Source organism: Streptomyces sp. NBC_01142 (assembly GCF_026341125.1).
Taxonomy (GTDB): domain Bacteria; phylum Actinomycetota; class Actinomycetes; order Streptomycetales; family Streptomycetaceae; genus Streptomyces.
The window spans coordinates 1,130,720-1,147,736 of sequence record NZ_JAPEOR010000002.1 but is presented as its reverse complement, the minus strand read 5'-3'; the positions used below and the strand labels follow the sequence as shown (position 1 = coordinate 1,147,736).

Annotated in this window: 10 protein-coding genes and 2 pseudogenes; 4 read left to right on the top strand and 8 right to left on the bottom strand. The window is 69.2% G+C overall.

Translation table 11 applies throughout. The features are described from left to right. Positions 1–5 precede the first annotated feature (5 nt). Positions 6–481, top strand: a pseudogene (locus OG883_RS22590) (hypothetical protein); the annotation flags it as partial. Here the strand turns inward: OG883_RS22590 and OG883_RS22585 are convergent. From OG883_RS22585 to OG883_RS22560, 6 genes are all read right to left on the bottom strand, one after another. Beyond that, positions 459–1,346 (bottom strand): phosphatase PAP2 family protein, encoded by an 888-nt coding sequence (locus OG883_RS22585; protein ID WP_266543754.1) that lies wholly within the window; start codon positions 1,344–1,346, stop codon positions 459–461. The pseudogene OG883_RS22590 and the gene OG883_RS22585 overlap by 23 nt on opposite strands. Before the next feature lie 67 nt (positions 1,347–1,413). After that, entirely contained in the window at positions 1,414–2,472 is a 1,059-nt protein-coding gene (locus tag OG883_RS22580) for a LacI family DNA-binding transcriptional regulator (protein ID WP_266543752.1), read from the bottom strand. 25 nt (positions 2,473–2,497) lie between these two features. Further along, entirely contained in the window at positions 2,498–4,099 is a 1,602-nt protein-coding gene (locus OG883_RS22575; protein ID WP_266543749.1) for a glycoside hydrolase family 13 protein, read from the bottom strand. An 83-nt stretch (positions 4,100–4,182) separates the two neighbouring features. Further along, positions 4,183–4,980, bottom strand: coding sequence for a sugar ABC transporter permease (locus OG883_RS22570; protein ID WP_266549339.1), 798 nt, complete (start codon positions 4,978–4,980; stop codon positions 4,183–4,185). A gap of 104 nt (positions 4,981–5,084) precedes the next feature. Further along, complete coding sequence (locus tag OG883_RS22565) at positions 5,085–6,026, bottom strand: carbohydrate ABC transporter permease (RefSeq protein WP_266543746.1); 942 nt, start codon at positions 6,024–6,026, stop codon at positions 5,085–5,087. A 128-nt stretch (positions 6,027–6,154) separates the two neighbouring features. Beyond that, positions 6,155–7,453 carry an extracellular solute-binding protein gene (locus OG883_RS22560; RefSeq protein ID WP_266543744.1) on the bottom strand — a complete coding sequence of 433 codons (1,299 nt, stop codon included), beginning with the start codon at positions 7,451–7,453 and terminating at the stop codon, positions 6,155–6,157. A gap of 323 nt (positions 7,454–7,776) precedes the next feature. On the opposite strand from OG883_RS22560, the pseudogene OG883_RS22555 reads away from it, so the two are divergent. Together OG883_RS22555 and pulA are read left to right on the top strand one after the other, a co-directional pair. Then, positions 7,777–9,168 (top strand): annotated as a pseudogene (locus OG883_RS22555) (alpha-amylase family protein); the annotation flags it as partial. A gap of 693 nt (positions 9,169–9,861) precedes the next feature. After that, the gene (pulA, locus tag OG883_RS22550) at positions 9,862–15,126 is read left to right on the top strand and encodes a pullulanase-type alpha-1,6-glucosidase (protein WP_266549336.1); all 5,265 of its coding nucleotides are present in this window, start codon (positions 9,862–9,864) and stop codon (positions 15,124–15,126) included. On the opposite strand, the gene OG883_RS22545 is transcribed toward pulA, so the two are convergent. After that, a complete protein-coding gene (locus OG883_RS22545; RefSeq protein ID WP_266543741.1) occupies positions 15,113–15,727 on the bottom strand; it encodes a GNAT family N-acetyltransferase in 615 nt (204 codons plus the stop codon). The two genes, pulA and OG883_RS22545, sit on opposite strands and share 14 nt — an antisense overlap. Before the next feature lie 51 nt (positions 15,728–15,778). Here OG883_RS22545 and OG883_RS22540 point away from each other — a divergent pair, with 51 nt between their 5' ends. Further along, a complete protein-coding gene (locus tag OG883_RS22540) occupies positions 15,779–16,129 on the top strand; it encodes a 5-carboxymethyl-2-hydroxymuconate Delta-isomerase (RefSeq protein WP_266543738.1) in 351 nt (116 codons plus the stop codon). Here the strand turns inward: OG883_RS22540 and OG883_RS22535 are convergent. Continuing rightward, positions 16,114–16,836: a TetR/AcrR family transcriptional regulator gene (locus OG883_RS22535; RefSeq protein ID WP_266543736.1), complete on the bottom strand. Its 723-nt coding sequence runs from the start codon at positions 16,834–16,836 to the stop codon at positions 16,114–16,116. The genes OG883_RS22540 and OG883_RS22535 overlap by 16 nt on opposite strands. Positions 16,837–17,017: the final 181 nt, after the last annotated feature.

Below are 17,017 nucleotides of genomic sequence, written 5' to 3'. Positions count from 1 at the left end.
CCGTGCTCGGCGGTGAACGGGCGGCGGTCCGCGCCTGGCGGTGCCGCGATCTGCGCGACGCGGGGGCGGTGCCGGCACTGGGCTCGGGCCGGCCGATCGCCCCTACGACGTACTCCAGGTCCCGGCCACGGCGCTGGTGCCCCGCGCCGCCGGGCCCGGGCAGGGACTGACCGGCGCGAGCGCTGGAGGGCCGCACCACGGACGCGGCACTCGCGGCGAGAGAGAAGGAACGGCGGGAGAGCAGGAACGGCGGGAGAGCAGGAACGGGCGGAGAGCAGGAACATCGCGGACCCCGTCGCGCCCGGCCACCGGGCCGATCCGATCCGACGGCGCTGGGCCTGGATCCGGTACGGGGGCCCCGAACGGACGGGCGGTACGGGCCCCGGCCAACGAGTCGGCACAGGCGCCGGTGCGGCCGGCCACGACCGGCGGCCGCCTCACCTACCGGGGCCGAGGAGTCAGGAGAGGGACCGGGTGCTGAACCGGGCGAGCGTGCCGCGGCGGGGCTCGGCCGGCTCCGCCACCAGCTTCGGCAGGGTGTGCGGCAGGGCCCCGTACCAGGCGTACGAGAGCGCGAAGCCGAACGCCAGGCAGATCATGCCGCCCACCGCGTCCAGCCAGAAGTGGTTCGCCGTGGCCACGATGACGACCAGCGTCACCGTCGGGTAGAGGATGCCGAGGATCTTCGCCCAGGGCGCGGCGGCGACCGCGCAGATGACAAGTCCGCACCAGAGCGACCAGCCGATGTGCATCGACGGCATCGCGGCGTACTGGTTCGACATGTTCTTGAAGTTGCCCGAGGCCATCGACCCCCAGGTCTTGTGGACCAGGACCGTGTCGATGAAGGCCTGCCCGTTCATCAGCCGGGGCGGCGCGAGCGGATACAGGTAGTAACCGACCAGAGCCACGCCGGTCGTGGCGAACAGGACAAGACGGGCAGCCGCATAGCGGCCCGGGTGCCAGCGGTAGAGCCACACCAGCACGCCGATCGTCACAATGAAGTGCAGGGTGGCGTAGTAGTAGTTCATCGACACTATCAGCCATGTGACGGAGTTCACGGCATGGTTGACCGACTGCTCCACCGCCAGGCCCATCGACTTCTCGGCGTCCCAGATCCAGTCCGCATTGCGCAGTGCCTGCGCCTTCTGCTCCGGTACGGCATTGCGGATCAGGGAATATGTCCAGTAACTGACCGCAATGAGCAGTATTTCGAACCAGATCCGCGGGTGGCGGGGCGACCGTAGTTTCTGCAGCCGGGTACGCGAAGGTGCGTCGGCGGCCTCGTCCGGCATGGGTGACGGAGTGGCCGTCCGGCCTTCCACAGTCTTCACGGTCGTTTCACCCATGGGACGAGAGTCTGCCAGATGCCGTCTCCCAACTGATCATCCCCCGGTCGGGTTCGGGGCACCCCTGCTAGTCCTTGGGGACGACCCCGGCCCCTGGCCCGTATCCGGGTCCCGAAGCCGTTGAACCGCGAACCACCAGTTCCGGCATGAAGACGAATTCGCTGTGCGGGGCGGGAGTGCCGCCGATCTCCTCGAGGAGCGTACGGACCGCCGCCTGGCCCATCGCGGGCACCGGCTTGCGGACCGTGGTCAGCGGAGGATCGGTGAAGGCGATCAGCGGGGAGTCGTCGAAGCCCACGACCGAGATGTCGTCGGGCACCTCCAGGCCGCGCTGCCGCGCCGCCCGTATCGCCCCCAGAGCCATCATGTCGCTCGCGCACACCACTGCCGTACAGCCGCCGTTCATCAGCGCGGTGGCGGCCGCCTGGCCGCCCTCCAGGCTGAAGAGCGAGTGCTGGATCAGCTCCGACGCGATCTCCTCGGGGTCCGTACCGAACTCGTCCTGGATCGCCTGGACGAAGCCCTCGATCTTGCGCAGCACCGGCACGAACCGCTTGGGGCCGAGCGCCAGACCGATCCGTGTGTGACCGAGCGACGCCAGATGCGTCACCGCCAGCCGCATCGCCGCCCGGTCGTCGGGCGAGATGAAGGGCGCCTGCACCTTCGGGGAGAATCCGTCCACCAGGACGAAAGGGACTCCCTGGGCGCGCAGCTGCTCGTAACGCTCCATATCGGCGGAGGTGTCCGCGTGCAGCCCGGAGACGTAGATGATGCCGGCCACGCCCCGGTCCACCAGCATTTCGGTGAGTTCGTCCTCCGTGGACCCGCCGGGGGTCTGGGTGGCGAGCACGGGGGTGTAGCCCTGACGGGTCAGCGCCTGCCCGATGACCTGGGCGAGCGCCGGGAATATCGGGTTCTCCAGCTCCGGCGTGATCAGTCCGACCAGACCCGCGCTGCGCTGGCGCAGCCGTACCGGACGCTCGTATCCAAGGACGTCGAGCGCGGCGAGTACGGACTGGCGGGTGGTCGCGGCGACGCCGGGCTTTCCGTTGAGAACCCGGCTCACCGTCGCTTCGCTGACCCCCGCCTGGGCTGCGATGTCTGCCAGTCGTGCGGGTGCGGTCACAGGATTGGACTGTACCGGGCGCATCTCAGACTGCCCACCAGACGCAGGTCTCGCCGGGAATGCGGACCGTACCGCCGGTGAACTCCAGCGCGGCGGTGGCGAGCACCGGTCGCCCGGGGACGGGCAGTTCGGCCTCGACGGCCAGCGTGTTGAGCGTGCAGAGCAGACCGGGGCGGCGGAAGACCAGCACGCCCGCGGGGCCGTCCAGCCACTCCATCTCCCCGTCACCGAGGCCCGGCAGGTCCTGGCGCAGTGCGAGCGCCGAGCGGTACAGCTCCAGCGTGGAGCGCGGATCGCCGGTCTGGGCCTCGACCGAAAGATCCTTCCAGGAGGCGGGCTGCGGCAGCCAGCTGGAGCCCGGGCCGAAGCCGTACGGAGCCGCCTCGCCGGACCACGGCAGCGGCACGCGGCAGCCGTCCCGCATACCGTCCTGGCCGTCCCCGCGGAAGAAGGCCGGGTCCTGGCGCACCGCGTCCGGCAGGTTTTCGACCTCCGGCAGGCCGAGCTCCTCGCCCTGGTAGATGTACGTGGACCCGGGCAGCGCCAGTGTCAGCAGCGCGGCGGCACGGGCCCGGCGCAGACCGCGCTCGCCGCCGCCGTAGCGGGTGGTGTGGCGTACGACGTCGTGGTTGGAGAGCACCCAGGTGGTGGGGGCGCCCACCGAGGTCGTCGCGGCCAGCGAATCGTCGATGACCGCGCGCATCGCCTCCGCCTCCCAGTCGCACGTCAGGAACTGGAAGTTGAAGGCCTGGTGCAGCTCGTCGGGGCGCACGTACATGGCCAGCCGCTCGGAGGAGGGTGCCCAGGCCTCGGCGACGCCGATGCGCTCGCCGTCGTAACTGTCCAGCAGCCGGCGCCAGGAGCGGTGGATCTCGTGGACGCCGTCCTGGTCGAAGAAGGGCAGCACCTGCGCGCCGATCAGCTTCGCCTGCTCGCTCAGCCCGATGTCCGGCAGCCCCTCGGCCTTGACCATGCCGTGCGCGACATCGATACGGAAGCCGTCGACGCCCAGGTCCAGCCAGAAGCGCAGGATCGACTCGAACTCCTCGCGCACCGCGGGGTGGTCCCAGTTGAGGTCCGGCTGCTCGGGCGCGAACAGGTGCAGATACCAGTCGCCGGCCGCGGTGCGCGTCCAGGCCGGGCCGCCGAAGACGGACTCCCAGTCGTTGGGCGGCAGTTCGCCGTCCACGCCCTTGCCGGGACGGAAGTGGTAGAGCTCCCGTTCCTTGCCGCCGGCCAGCGCCGCCTGGAACCACACATGCCGGTCGGAGGTGTGGTTGGGCACGATGTCCACGATGACCCGCAGACCGAGCCGGTGTGCCTCGCGCACCAGGTCGTCGGCGTCCGACAGATCGCCGAACAGCGGGTCCACGGCACGGTAGTCGGCGACGTCGTAGCCGCCGTCGGCCTGCGGAGACGCATAGAAGGGGGTGAGCCAGACCGCGTCCACGCCAAGGCCCGCAAGGTAGGGCAGCCGCTCTCTGATACCCCGCAGATCGCCGATGCCGTCCCCGTCGCTGTCGGCGAAGGAGCGGACGTACACCTGGTAGATGACGGCGTCCCGCCACCAGCCCGCGGAGTGTGCGGCAGGCTGGTTGCGGAGGGTGGGAGCGAGCTCCTGGGTCATGTACGTTCCCTTTTTGGTCGTCAGACGTCGTTACTGCTGGGTCAACGCGCCGTGCGTGGACCGGATACGAGGATCGGCGTCAGTCAGCCCTTCGTGCCGCCGGCGGTCAGACCGGCCACCAGGTGCCGCTGCGCGAAGAAGAAGAGCAGGCCGGCCGGAATCATGATCAGTACGGACGAAGCCGTCATCAGGCCCCACTCGGCACGGTGCGGACCCACGAACGTCTGCAGGCCGACCGCGAGCGTGTACTTCCCCTCGCTGCTCATGAAGGAGGACGCGAAGGCGACTTCGCCCCAGGCGGTGAGGAAGGTGTAGAAGGCGGTGACGGCCAGACCGGGCCGGGCGAGCGGGATGATCAGCCGCCAGAAGGTGCCGAACGGGGTGAGTCCGTCGACCCGCCCGGACTCGTCGATCTCGGTCGGGATGGTGTCGAAGTACCCCTTCAGCATCCACGCGCAGAACGGCACGGACACCGAGCAGTAGGTGATGATCAGGCCGCCGTAGCTGTCAAGGAGACCCAGCCTGCCGAGGATGTTGTAGAGCGGCACGATCAGCACCGCGACCGGGAACATCTGGCAGAGCAGGAACGACCACATCAGCGACTTGTGTCCCGGGAAGCGCATCCGCGAGACCGCGTAGCCGGCGCTCGCCGAGATGAACACACCCACCAGCATGGTGCCGCCGGCGACGACCGCGGAGTTGATGAACCAGGTCACGAACTCGGTGTCGCCCAGCACATGGCTGTAGTTGGCGAAGGTGAAGCCGGTCATCTCCAGCGGGTGCGTCCAGCCGTTCTCACCGCGGACGGAGACCAGCACGATGAAGACAATCGGGAACAGCGCGATGAGGGAGGCGAGGACCAGGGCGGCGTGCAGGGCGATCGACGCGCCCCTGGAGCGCTCCTCCCGGGCCCGTACCGATGCGCGGACCGGTGCGGTGGGTGCCGACGTGCGGACCGGAGTGCGTACCGTCTTGCTTACGGTGCTCACTTGGCGACCTCCTGGCGGCCGAGCATCTTGCGGTAGACGATGGAGAAGACCAGGAGCAGGGAGAGGATCACGATGCCGTACGAGGCGGAGCCCGCGTAGTCCCGTACGCCCTGGAAGGCGAGGCGGTAGGCGTACGTCACCAGGATCTCGCTCTCGGTGCCGCCGGCCTGCCCGATCACGAGGTAGATGATCGGGAACATGTTGAAGGTCCAGATGGTGCCCAGCAGGATGACGGTGGAGCTGACGGGCTTGAGGCCCGGCATCGTCACGTTCCAGAACCGCTGCCAGGGGGAGGCGCCGTCCATCTCGGCCGCCTCGTGCAGCTCCCGGGGGATGGACTGCAGTCCGCCGAGGATCGCCACCATCATGAACGGCACACCGAGCCAGGTGTTGACCGCGATGACCGAGAGCTTCTGGATGGTCGGGTCGCCCAGCCAGTCGACCGCGCCGATGCCGACCTTGGCCAGCAGCCCGTTCAGCACACCGTTGTCGGTGTTGTACATCAGCTTCCAGGCGAAGGCGGCGACGAAGGCCGGAACCGCCCAGGGCAGGATCAGCAGCACGCGGTAGAGGGAGCGGCCGCGCATCTTCCGGTTGAGCAGCATCGCGAGCGCGAGACCGACCGTGTAGTGCAGGAAGACGCAGCTCGCGGTCCAGATGACCGTCCAGGTGAGCCGCGGATAGAACGACCCCTCCTTGCCGGAGAGGATGTTCCAGTAGTTCTCGAGGCCGATGAACTGGTACGTCGCCGGGACCTCGAAGTCACCGATGGTGCGGCCGATGTTGGCCTCGTTGGCGTCGGTGAAGGAGAGGTAGATGCCGCGGCCGAGCGGATAGCCGACGAGCACGGCCAGTACCACGACCACGGGCAGGACCATGGCCCAGGCGTACCAGTGGGTGGTGAAGGACCTTCTGGTCCTGACTACGAGGGTGCTCATCTCTCTCCGTACGGCGGCGTGAACGTGAAGGTGAAGGAGACCGGCTCGGCCGGCCGGGCGCGTGGGGTCTGCCCCACGCGAAGCGGGGACAGATCCCCCGGCCGGCCGAGCCGGAGACTGGGCCGGCGTCAGCCGATCTTGTAGTCCTTCAGGAGCTTGGTGTTCCACTCCTCGGCCAGCGCGTCCAGGCCCTCCTTGGCCGAGACGTCACCGCGCAGGATCTTCACGTAGTGCTGGTCGTAGGCGACGAAGAGGTCACCGACGCCGGGGATCATCGGACGGGACCTGGACACGGACAGCGCGTCCTGGAAGGCCTTCTTCGCCGGGTCCGCGGTGACCGCGGAGGTGTAGGCGGACTTCCGGGTCGGCAGGGTGTTGATCTCCTTGGCCGTGAACTCCTGGCTCTTGGCGGAAGACATGAACTTCACGAAGAGGTACGAGGCGTCCTTGTTCTTGGAGCCGCGGTAGACCGAGTAGTTGTGACCGCCGATGGGGGCCCCCGCCTTGCCGGAGGAGCCGGTCGGGATGTTGGCGATGCCCAGGTTGTTCTTGTCCTTGAAGGCCTTGCCGCTGTAGTCGTCGGAGACCGACCAGGGGCCGTTGACGACCATGGCGATCTTGCCGTCCTTGAAGGACGTCTGGGCCGCGACGTATCCGTCGGTGGTGGCGGGCTTGAGGGCGACGTCGGACTTGGACAGCTTCAGCGCCGTCTCCATGGCCTTGACGGCCTCGGGGGAGTTGACGGTGATCTTCTTGCCCTCGACGTCGAGCATGTCGCCGCCCTCGCCGTACAGGAACGGCAGGGAGAAGTAGCCCTCGGGGTTGAGCTGAGTGCCCGTGATCCCCGTCTTCTCCTTGATCGTCTTGGCGGTGGCGATGAACTCGTCCCACGTGGCCGGCGGCTTGGCGATGCCGGCCTTCTTGAAGATCTCCTTGTTGTAGAGGAGACCCAGGGTGTCGGTGACCTGGGGGACGCCGACCGTCTCGTTCTTCCACTTGGCGGTGGAGAGCGGACCGGGGAGGAAGTCCTCGACATTGTCGAGCGCAGGGGTGTTGTCCAGCGGCTGGAGGTAGCCGAGGTTGGCGAACCCGGCCGACCAGCCGACATCGGTACGGATGACATCCGGCGCGCCCTTGCCGTTCTGGGCCGCCGTCTTGAACTTCTGCTCCGCCTGGTCGAAGGAGACCGACGTACGCGTCACCTTGATCTTCGGGTACTCCGCCTGGAAGTCCTTGACCAGCTTGTCGTACGTCGGGCCCTCGGCCTCGTTGGAGGTGTCCCACCACGTGATGGACCCGGTCACACTCTTCGGGTCCTCCGCGGCCTTCTTGCCGCTGCTGTCGGTGGCGCCGTCGCTGCCCCCGCACGCGCTGGCGGTAAGAGCCAGTACGCCGACGACCGCGGCGACCGATATGCCCTTGCGCATCTTGATCTCCTCGTTGAGGTCAGGCCCTGACCTGTCCTCGGGCCGGGCTGCTGCGGCGTGAAGCTAACAGTCCTGCAAGACCTTGCGAAAGACCTTGCAGAAAGAAAACGGCAAGATTTCCAGGTTGTGACCTCCTCGTGTCCTGGGGCTTGACCGCGGAGGGCAGGGCTCCTACGGTCTGCTGCGCAGTATGCGTCAATCGCTTGCTGCAAGAGCCGCAAGAACTTTTCAGGACACTTCAAGAGCCTTTCGGGCAAGGCGCGTTGTCTTACGAGGCTGCTCTGTCACCCGCCCCCGCACCTTCCCCACGTGCAGGAGAAAACATGGCCAGCAGACCTCTGGCTGCCGCGCTCGCCCTCGTGGCGGGCGCGGCGGTCGCAGTGATCGCCCCACCCGGCGCCGCTCGGGCGGCGCCGCCCGGAGGCAAGGACGTCACCGCCGTTCTCTTCGAGTGGCGCTTCGACTCGGTGGCCAAGGCGTGCACCGACCAGCTCGGACCGGCGGGCTATGGATATGTCCAGGTTTCGCCGCCGCAGGAGCATGTCCGGGGCGACCAGTGGTGGACCTCGTACCAGCCCGTCAGCTACAAGATCGCCGGCCGTCTCGGCGACCGTGCCGCGTTCGCCGGCATGGTGAGCACCTGCCACGCCGCGGGCGTCAAGGTCGTCGCCGACAGTGTCATAAATCACATGGCATCCGCGTCCGGCACCGGCACGGGCGGCTCGTCGTACGAGAAGTACACCTACCCCGGCACCTACTCCGGCGCCGACATGGACGACTGCCGCTCGCAGATCGGCAACAACTACGGCGACCGGGCCAACGTCCAGAACTGCGAGCTGGTCGGGCTCGCCGATCTCGACACCGGCGAGGAGTACGTACGCGGTCGCATAGCCGCATACCTCAACGATCTTCTCTCGCTCGGTGTCGACGGCTTCCGCATCGACGCCGCCAAGCACATGCCCGCCGGCGACCTCGCCAGCATCAAGAGCCGGCTGAGCAACCCGAACGTCTACTGGAAGCAGGAGGCGATCCACGGCGCGGGCGAGGCGGTCTCACCGAGCGAGTACCTGGGCACCGGCGACGTACAGGAATTCCGGTACGCCCGCGATCTCAAGCGCGTCTTCCACAACGAGAACCTCGCTTACCTGAAGAACTACGGCGAGGGGTGGGGATACATGGAGTCCGGCAAGTCGGCCGTCTTCGTGGACAACCACGACACCGAGCGCGGCGGCGACACCCTCAGCTACAAGGACGGGGCGAACTACACGCTCGCCAACGTCTTCATGCTGGCCTGGCCGTACGGCTCCCCGGATGTCCACTCCGGCTACGAGTGGTCCGACAAGGACGCGGGGCCGCCGGGCGGCGGGACGGTGAACGCGTGCTACAGCGACGGGTGGAAGTGCCAGCACGCCTGGCGCGAGATCTCCTCGATGGTGGCCTTCCGGAACACGGCGCGCGGTCAGGGCGTCGTGAACTGGTGGGACAACGGGGGCGACCAGATCGCCTTCGGGCGCGGTACCAAGGCGTACGTGGCCATCAACCATGAGGGGTCCTCGCTGAGCAGGACGTTCCAGACGTCGCTGCCCGCGGGAGAGTACTGCGACGTACAGAGCGGCAACGGCGTCACGGTGGACGGCTCGGGCCGGTTCACGGCGACGCTGGGATCCAACACGGCCGTGGCGCTGCATGCGAACGCCCGCACCTGCGGCGGGGGCCCGGTCGCGGCGGGCGCGTTCCGCCCCTGACCCGGGGGCTGCCGGGTCCGGCTCGGCCAGGACGGGACGGGGCGGGGCCACGCCCGCCCCGTCCCGCTGGGGAGGAGCCGTGCAGGGTCGTCCCCGCAGGGGATTGGCGGCAGGACCTGGCCCACCTCAACAAGACCCTGTATGCCGCCGACCCCGAGGAGTCGAGCCCGGAGGGGCCCCGGAACCCGCACCAAAGCAGGACCCCGCACCACAGGCCCGAGTCACCCGCACCCGCACTCAGGCAGGGCCCGCCCCTGTGTGGCGTTGCGCTGGGGAGGGGCCGTGCAGGGTCGTCCCCGCAGGGGATTGGCGGCAAGGCCCGGCCCACGAAAACGGGACCCTGTATGCCGCCGACCCCGAGGAGTCGAGCCCGGAGGGGCCCCGGAACCCGCACTAAAGCAGGACCCCGCACCACAGGCCCGAGCCACACGGACCCGCACCAAACAGGACCCCGCACCACGGGCCACGTGCCCGCAGGCGACCCGCACCAGACAAGAACCCGCGCCGCAGGCGACCCGCACCAGCACAAGAACCCGCGCCGCAGGCGACCCGTACCGAAACCGGGACCGCGCCGCAGGCGCCCCGCACTCAATGAAGGAGTTACCACTGGTGACCAGTACCTCCCCGCCCCGCAGACGCGTCGCCGCCGCCGCCGCCGTCGTCGTGGGCGCCCTCTGCGCGGCGCTCATACCCGGCGTGCCCGCCGGGGCGACGTCGCCCCCGCCGCCCCCGTCCGACAGCGCGCTCGCGCGCCAGCCCGCGCGGCACGATCTGACCCGGGAGCAGTTCTACTTCGTTCTGCCCGACCGGTTCGCCAACGGCGACCGCGCCAACGACCGCGGCGGCCTTGCCGGTTCACGCCTCGAGACCGGCTACGACCCCACCGACAAGGGCTTCTACCAGGGCGGGGACCTCAAGGGGCTCACCCAGAAGCTCGACTACATCAAGGGCCTCGGCACCACCGCCATCTGGCTCGCCCCGATCTTCAAGAACCGGCCCGTCCAGGGCACCGGCAAGGACGCCTCGGCCGCCTACCACGGCTACTGGATCACCGACTTCACCCAGGTCGACCCCCACTTCGGGACCAATGCCGACCTCGAGAAGCTGATCGACAAGGCCCATGGCAAGGGCATGAAGGTCTTCTTCGACGTCATCACCAACCACACCGCCGACACCGTCGACTACGCGGAGAAGAAGTACGGCTACCGCCCCAAGGGCGCCTACCCCTTCCTCGACAGCAGCGGCCGCCCCTTTGACGACCGGGCGGGGGCCGGCAAGGTCGACGCCGACTCCTTCCCGTACACCCCCGAGGCCACCGGCCGGAAGGTTCCCGCCTGGCTCAACGACCCGACCATGTACCACAACCGCGGTGACTCGACCTTCGCGGGCGAGAGCTCGGAGTACGGGGACTTCTCCGGCCTCGACGACCTGTGGACCGAGCGCCCCGAGGTCGTCACGGGCATGGAGAAGATCTACGAGAAGTGGGTCCGCGACTTCGACATCGACGGCTTCCGCATCGACACCGTCAAGCACGTCGACATGGACTTCTGGACCCAGTGGGCGACCGCCCTGGACGCCTACGCGGCCGAGCGCGGCCGCGACGACTTCTTCATGTTCGGCGAGGTCTTCTCGGCGGACACGGCGATCACCTCGCCGTATGTCACGCGCGGCCGGCTGGACTCCACGCTCGACTTCCCCCTCCAGGACGCGGCCCGCGCCTACGCCTCCCAGGGCGCCCCGGCCGACAGGCTCGCCAAGGTGTTCGCCGACGACTACCGCTACACCACCGACAAGGCCAACGCCTATGAGCAGGTGAGCTTCCTCGGCAACCACGACATGGGCCGCATCGGCACCTTCCTCAAGCAGGACAACCCGAAGGCCGACGACGCCGAGCTGCTGAAGCGCGCACGACTTGCCAACGAGCTGATGTTCCTGTCCCGCGGCAACCCGGTGATCTACTACGGCGACGAGCAGGGCTTCACCGGCGCGGGCGGCGACAAGGACGCCCGCCAGAGCCTCTTCGCCTCCAGGACCGCCGACTATCTGGACGACGACCAGCTGGGCACGGACCGTACGCACGCCTCCGACGCGTACGACACCGGGCACCCTGTCTACCGTTCGATCGCCGCGCTGTCGAAGCTCACCAAGGACCACCCGGCGCTGCGCGACGGCGTGCAGCGGCAGCGGTACGCGGCGGACTCCGTGTACGCCTTCTCCCGCACGGACACCAGGACGCGTACCGAGTACGTCGTCGCCGCCAACAACGGCACCGCGCCCAGGACCGTGACCCTCCCGGCGGATGCCACCGACTTCCGTACGCTCTACGGCGGTTCGGGCGCGGTGCACGCCACCGACGGCAGGATCGAGGTCACCGTGCCCGCGCTCTCCTCGGTGGTCCTCCAGGCCGCGAAGCCCCTGGCCAAGCCCGCCGCGAAGCCGTCGATCACCCTCAAGGCCCCGGCCGCGGGTGCCACCGGCACCGTCGAGATCACGGCGGACACCGACGGAGGACAGCTCAACCGCGTGGTCTTCGCCGCCCAGACGGGCAACGGCAAGTGGCGCACTCTCGGCTCTGCCGACCACGCCCCGTACAAGGTCACCCAGTATCTCGATGCGAAGGTGGCGGCGGGAACGCCCTTGCGTTACAAGGCAGTTGTGGTGGACAGCGCGGGACGGACCGCCAGTGACCGGGCGGCGACGACCGCCGGGCAGGCTCCGCCGCCCGAGAAGCCGGTGGCGGTCGAGCGCGACTACGCGGTCGTCCACTACCAGCGTCCCGACGGCGACTACGACGGCGTGGAACTGAAGACCGGGGACGGCACCGCGGCCTTCACCGGCCGTGACGCGTACGGCGCCTTCGCCTGGGTCAAGCTCGCCGAGGACGCCGCGACCCTCCCGTACACGGTGGAGAAGAACGGCACGGCGGACGGCCCGCAGCGCACCGTCGATCTGGGCCGCACCGGCGAGGTCTGGATCGCGCAGGGCAAGGACGGCCAGTCGGACACCGCGCCCGACGGCGCCTACCCGCCGCAGGACAAGACCAAGGCCGTGCTCCACTACCACCGGCCCGACGGCAACTACGACGGCTGGGGTCTGCACACCTGGACCGGGGCCAAGGACCCGACCGACTGGTCCAAGCCGCTGATGCCGGTGAAGAAGGACGCGTACGGAGCGACCTTCGAGGTGCCGCTCGCCGCGGGTGCCACCTCGCTCAGTTACATCCTCCACAAGGGCGACGAGAAGGACCTGCCCAACGACCGGTCCCTGGACCTCGCGACGTATACGAACGAGGTCTGGCTGCTGGCCGGGCAGCCTGAGTATCTGCTGCCCCAGACCGGCGGCGCGCCCTCGCTCGACCTGGCCAAGGCCGAGGCCCAGTGGATCGACCGGGACACCGTCGTCTGGAAGGTGAAGGCGACCGACGCGACCAGCCAGCAGCTGGTGTACGCGCCGGACGGCGGCATCTCCGTCGTCGGCGGAGCCCTGAGCGACGAGGGGCGCTGGCTGCGCCTCACGCCCTCAGCCCTGACCGACGCCCAGAAGGCCACGCACCCGCACCTCAAGGACTATCCGGCCTTCACCGTCGACGCACGCGACCGCGACCGGGTGCGCCAGTCCCTGCGTGGCCAGCTGATCGCCACCCAGCGCGCCGCCAACGGCGCGCTGCTCGCCGCCACCGGCGTGCAGATCCCGGGTGTCCTCGACGACCTGTACGACGCGACCGGGGCGAAGCTGGGGCCGGTCTTCCCGGTCTTCTCCCGGGGCGGCCCCACCCTCTCCCTCTGGGCCCCCACCGCACAGCACGTGGCCCTCGAACTCGACGGGAAGACCGTCCCGATGAAGCGGGACGGCAGGAGCGGCGTCTGGTCGGTCACCGGCAAGCAGTCCTGGGCCGGAAAGCAGTACCGGTACGCGGTGAAGGTCTGGGCGCCCAGCGTCCAGCGACTCGTCACCAACAAGGTCACCGACCCCTACTCCACCGCCCTGACCACCGACTCGGCCCGCAGCCTCGTCGTCGACCTCGCCGACCCGAAGCTCGCCCCGGCGGGCTGGGCGGGGCTGAAGAAGCCGGCCGCGACGCCGCTGCGGAACGCGCAGATCCAGGAGCTGCACATCCGTGACTTCTCGGTCGCGGACCGCACGGCGAAACACCCGGGCCAGTACCTGGCGTTCACCGACCGCGACTCGCAGGGCATGAAGCACCTGCGCGCGCTGTCCGCCTCCGGCACCTCCTACGTCCATCTCCTGCCCGCCTTCGACATCGGCACCATCCCGGAGAAGAAGTCCGGCCAGGCCACACCTGCCTGCGACCTGAAGGTGTACGCCCCCGACTCTGACGAGCAGCAGGCGTGCATCGCCAAGGCCGCCGCGAAGGACGCGTACAACTGGGGCTACGACCCGCTGCACTACACCGTCCCCGAGGGCTCGTACGCGAGCGACCCCGAGGGCACCAGGCGCACGGTCGAGTTCCGTCGCATGGTCCAGGGCCTGAACGCCGCCGGCCTGCGCACCGTCATGGACGTCGTCTACAACCACACCGTGGCGAGCGGACAGGCGGACAAGTCCGTCCTGGACAAGATCGTCCCCGGCTACTACCAGCGGCTGCTCGCCGACGGAACCGTCGCCACCTCCACCTGCTGCGCGAACACCGCGCCCGAGAACGCCATGATGGGCAAGCTCGTCGTCGACTCGGTCGTCACCTGGGCAAAGGAGTACAAGGTCGACGGCTTCCGCTTCGACCTGATGGGTCACCATCCGAAGGCCAACATCCTGGCCGTCCGCAAGGCGCTCGACGCGCTGACCGTCGCGAAGGACGGCGTGGACGGGAAGAAGATCATCCTCTACGGGGAGGGCTGGAACTTCGGAGAGATCGCCGACGACGCCCGCTTCGTCCAGGCCACCCAGAAGAACATGGCAGGTACGGGGATCCCGACCTTCTCCGACCGGGCCCGGGACGCGGTGCGCGGCGGCGGCCCCTTCGACGAGGACCCGGGCGTGCAGGGCTTCGCCTCCGGCCTGTTCACCGACCCCAACTCCTCCGCGGCGAACGGCACCGAGGCCCAGCAGAGGGCCCGGCTGCTGCACTACCAGGACCTGATCAAGGTGGGTCTGTCGGGCAATCTCGCCGGCTACTCCTTCACCGACAGCTCCGGCCGCAGCGTCAAGGGCTCCGAGGTCGACTACAACGGTGCTCCCGCCGGTTACGCGGCCGCCCCCGGCGACGCCCTCGCCTACGCGGACGCCCACGACAACGAGTCCTTGTACGACGCCCTCGCCTTCAAGCTCCCGCAGGCCACCTCACCGGCCGACCGGGCGCGGATGCAGGTGCTGGCGATGGCGACCGCGGCGCTCTCGCAGGGGCCCGCGCTCTCCCAGGCGGGGACGGACCTGCTGCGCTCCAAGTCGCTGGACCGCAATTCGTACGACAGCGGCGACTGGTTCAACGCGATCCACTGGGACTGCCGGGACGGCAACGGCTTCGGCCGCGGACTCCCGCCGGCGGCCGACAACAAGCCCAAGTGGCCCTTCGGCAAGCCGCTGCTGACGGCACCGGCGCTCACGGTCGGCTGCCCGCAGATCAATGGTGCCTCGGCCGCCTACCGGGATCTGCTGACGATCCGTACCACCGAGAAGGCCTTTGGTCTGGCGTCCGCGGACCAGGTCCAGGACCGGCTCTCCTTCCCGCTCTCCGGAAAGGACGAGACGCCGGGCGTGATCACCATGGCCCTCGGTGATCTGGTGGTGGTCTTCAACGCGACACCCAAGACGCAGACCCAGCGCGCCGAACCGCTGGCGGGGCGGTCGTACGCCCTGCACCCCGTCCAGGCCGCGGGCGCGGACTCCACTGCCAAGAAGTCCTCCTACGAAGGGAGTTCGGGCAGCTTCACCGTCCCGGGGCGTACCGTCGCCGTCTTCAAGCGGGGGTGATCCCCGCCGCGCGCGCCGGCGGCGCACCGGCCGAGCTCGATACGGGGCTCACGGCCGGTGCGCCGCCGGCCGCCGCGGCGGCAGGCTTCTCCAGCAAGGTCACTGCGTAAAGGCTCCCGTCCTTGGCCACCTTGCCCGGCTCCTCACCGACGACGCGGTAGCCGACGGCCTCGTAGTACGCCCGGAGCCGGGAATTGCCCGACAGACAGTCGAGCCGCACGAACTCCCGCCCGGCGTCGGCGATCCGCTGCTCGGCATGCGCAAGCAGGACGCGGCCGAGGCCACAGGGCGCGGTGGCCCGGTCGGTCATGAGCCGGTGCACATACCCGGCGACGGGAGCCTGAATTCCCCACGCCGGCAGGTCCTCCCACCACAGCTCGTACGCCCCGACGGGGCGGCCGCCGGTCTCCGCGATCCAGACCTCGCCCTCCTTGATCCGGAGCCGGAAGTGAGCGGTGTCCTTGTCGCCGGGCTTCCACTGGTCGATGCCGTTGCGCCGCATCCAGCGGGCTGCCCCGTCGTACAGGGCGACAAGGCTCTCCACATCATCGTCGGCAGCGGGCCGAACGGCAGGGGCCGGGATCGTGGAATCAGGGATCATGGAGGCGATTATGGCCGTCCGCCCGACCGACCACCTCAACGGAGCCCTCCGATGCCCCAGATCACCGTCGACTACTCCGAGAGCCTGGAGTCCTCCTTCGACCGCCAGGGCTTCGCGCTCGCCCTGCACCCGTTGATCGTCGAGACGATCGACACCCAGCTCGCCGCCTGCAAGTCCCGTTTCCGCCGTGTCGTCGAGACGCTCGTCGCCGGGGGCACGCCCTCCGACGCGGTCGTCCACATCGGCATCGCCCTGCTGCCCGGTCGCGCCCCCGAGCTCAAGGCGCAGCTCTCGGAGACCGTTCTCGATCTCCTGGCCGAGTACCTCAAGCCGGCCGACGGTGTCACTCCCGTCGTCTCCGCCGAGGTGCGGGACCTGGAGCCCTCCTACCGCAAGCGCTGAGCGGGCACCTTGGCCAGCGTGGGCGCCAGCGACATGAGCCGGCCGACCAGATCGCCGAACGGGCCGTCGGCCGGCTCGTCCACGAGAATGCGGAGCAGGATGCCCGCCATCTCCTCGTCGTACGCCGCGCTCACCGCCGACAGCGCCGCGAAGTCGTGCACCAGCTGCAACTCCAGCTCGGCGCGCGGTATACGGCGCCCGTCCAGCCAGAGCAGCGCCGTGGACTCCGCGAGCGACACCCACGACCGTACGATCAGCCCCAGCCGCGCCGAGGGCTTGTCGATCCCCAGATGGGCCAGGATCTGCTCGTACGCCGCCTGCCGGACGTCGTCGATCATCCCGTTGGTCGTGGAGGAGCCGACGGCGGGGCCGCCCCGCATCAGCGCGGAGAACCCGGGCCCATGGTCGTCCACGAAGTCGAAGTACCGCCCCATCACCCGCAGCAGGCGCGCCCCGAGCGGCCCTTCGTGCGGCTCCTGGAAGCGACCGGCCAGCTCGTCGGCGGCCCGCCGCAGCGCCGCCTCGTACAGGCTCTGTTTGCCGGGGAAGTAGTGGTAGACCAGCGGCCGTGAAATACCGGCTGCCGCGGCGATCTCATCGATCGACACGTCGTCGGGGGAGCGGTGGCTGAACAGCTCCAGCGCCACACCGATCAGCTGCTGCCTGCGCTCCTCGACGCCCATCCTTCGTCGTACCCCGGTCGTCATACGAACACCCTAACGGCCGTGCGATGCACACGGCACACGGCGTGGTGGTCCGGCACCAGCCGACGGAATGCGCTCCTCCGCCATGGGCGCCGGATGCGCAGGAGACGTTGCGTCAATGTACTGACGGGTAGCAGCCACCACAGGGGTGCGCGGCCGGATTCTCCGGCTGCCCGGTCAGCAG

Excerpts from the sequence above, each read along its gene's own strand:
- OG883_RS22560 (WP_266543744.1), bottom strand. The coding sequence starts at position 7,453 with ATGCGCAAGGGCATATCGGTCGCCGCGGTCGTCGGCGTACTGGCTCTT.
- OG883_RS22535 (WP_266543736.1), bottom strand. The coding sequence starts at position 16,836 with ATGACGACCGGGGTACGACGAAGGATGGGCGTCGAGGAGCGCAGGCAG.
- OG883_RS22575 (WP_266543749.1), bottom strand. The coding sequence starts at position 4,099 with ATGACCCAGGAGCTCGCTCCCACCCTCCGCAACCAGCCTGCCGCACAC.
- OG883_RS22565 (WP_266543746.1), bottom strand. The coding sequence starts at position 6,026 with ATGAGCACCCTCGTAGTCAGGACCAGAAGGTCCTTCACCACCCACTGG.
- OG883_RS22585 (WP_266543754.1), bottom strand. The coding sequence starts at position 1,346 with ATGGGTGAAACGACCGTGAAGACTGTGGAAGGCCGGACGGCCACTCCG.
- OG883_RS22540 (WP_266543738.1), top strand. The coding sequence starts at position 15,779 with ATGCCCCAGATCACCGTCGACTACTCCGAGAGCCTGGAGTCCTCCTTC.
- OG883_RS22545 (WP_266543741.1), bottom strand. The coding sequence starts at position 15,727 with ATGATCCCTGATTCCACGATCCCGGCCCCTGCCGTTCGGCCCGCTGCC.